We start from the raw sequence: 1,267 nt of genomic DNA, 5'->3' as shown, positions 1-1,267 counted from the left end.
GCGGAACTCTGGCGTTCACAGGCCGGCCAGTGGCTCTCCCGGCCGGGATTTGGCATTTCGCGCGTGGCTCGGAGCCGGTCAAGGAACTGACCATCCTCTCCGAGCGGCTCGGGCTCTCGCTGACCCTGCTGCAGTTTGACGACATGACCGGCTACCAAGTCGAGGAGGAGGGTGAGCTCTGGGATAGCTACGACCAGTTCATCCGCCCCTGGGGTGGGCGCTGACGCCTCCCTACCAGCTTTGCGCAACGCTGCTTTTGTTTGCGCGGGATTTCGACAAGCGATTGTTTTTGCTGTTCTTTTGGAGATGAAGGCACGATCCTTCTCCCCAGCCATGGCGTCCCCCCTCCCCAACCCCCACCTCCCGCCCCACCTCCGCGAGGTCTGCGCCCTCCTCGCCCGCGCCCTGCTGCGACTGCGCAGCCACACGGCGGAGGAATACGCCCACGACGCCGCGCAGGCCCGCGACTGGGGAGAGGTTTGCCTACCCTCCCCGCCCCCGCAGCGCCCTCATGACCGGACACAACGGAGACCGGCATGACCCAGCACTCCCCTCCCCCGCCTGCGTCCGACAGCGTCCTGCCACGCCTGGCCGCGCTCAAAACCGCCGATATCGCCACCCTCAAAGAGCAATGGCGCAGCCTCTTTGGCAGCGAAGCCCCGCCCCATAACAGGAAATTCCTCGAAAGCCGCCTCGCCTATCGCATCCAGGAACTCGCCTATGGCGGCCTCAAGCCAGAGACGGTGGCCCGCCTCGAAGCCCTCGGCGAGCAGTTGGATGGTGGCAATGTCGTACTCCGCCGCCTGCGCGCTGGATCGGATCGCCCGGTGATCGGCACACGCCTCATCCGCGAATACCAGGGCGTCCAGCATGGCGTCACCGTCCTCGCCGACGGCTTCGAATATGAGGGACGGCCCTATCGCTCCCTCTCCGCCATCGCCCGCCACATCACTGGCACGCGCTGGAATGGCTGGGCCTTCTTTGGCCTCAAAGCCCAGCGGGGCTCTGCATGAAACGCAAATCCCCGCGCGAGGCCGATCTGCCGGCCACGATCCTCAAACGCCGCTGCGCCATCTACACCCGCAAATCCACCGAGGAAGGACTGGAGAAAGAGTTCAACAGCCTCGACGCCCAGCGCGATGCCTGCGAGGCCTATATCGCCAGCCAGCGCGGCGAAGGCTGGCTCCTGGTGGCTGATCGCTATGATGATGGCGGCCTCTCCGGCAGCACGCTCGAGCGCCCGGCCCTGCAACGCCTGCTGCGCGAG

At 66.1% G+C, this 1,267-nt stretch carries 3 protein-coding genes; all 3 read left to right on the top strand.

Annotation, left to right across the window (positions count from 1 at the left end):
* Window positions 1–224: hypothetical protein (locus tag HMPREF0731_RS21345; RefSeq protein WP_007006323.1), on the top strand; the 224-nt coding region annotated here is incomplete at its 5' end.
* Window positions 225–536: 312 nt separating this feature from the next.
* Window positions 537–1,013 (top strand): DUF2924 domain-containing protein, encoded by a 477-nt coding sequence (locus HMPREF0731_RS23825; protein ID WP_007006322.1) that lies wholly within the window; start codon window positions 537–539, stop codon window positions 1,011–1,013.
* Window positions 1,010–1,267, top strand: a 258-nt coding sequence (locus tag HMPREF0731_RS21335; RefSeq protein WP_040614337.1) for a recombinase family protein, incomplete at its 3' end; no start/stop codon positions are given. The genes HMPREF0731_RS23825 and HMPREF0731_RS21335, both read left to right, overlap by 4 nt.

Origin of the sequence: Pseudoroseomonas cervicalis ATCC 49957, assembly GCF_000164635.1 — a bacterium.
Lineage (GTDB): Bacteria > Pseudomonadota > Alphaproteobacteria > Acetobacterales > Acetobacteraceae > Pseudoroseomonas > Pseudoroseomonas cervicalis.
The sequence above is the reverse complement of the archived record's forward strand: the minus strand, read 5'-3'. Positions and strand labels throughout refer to the sequence as shown.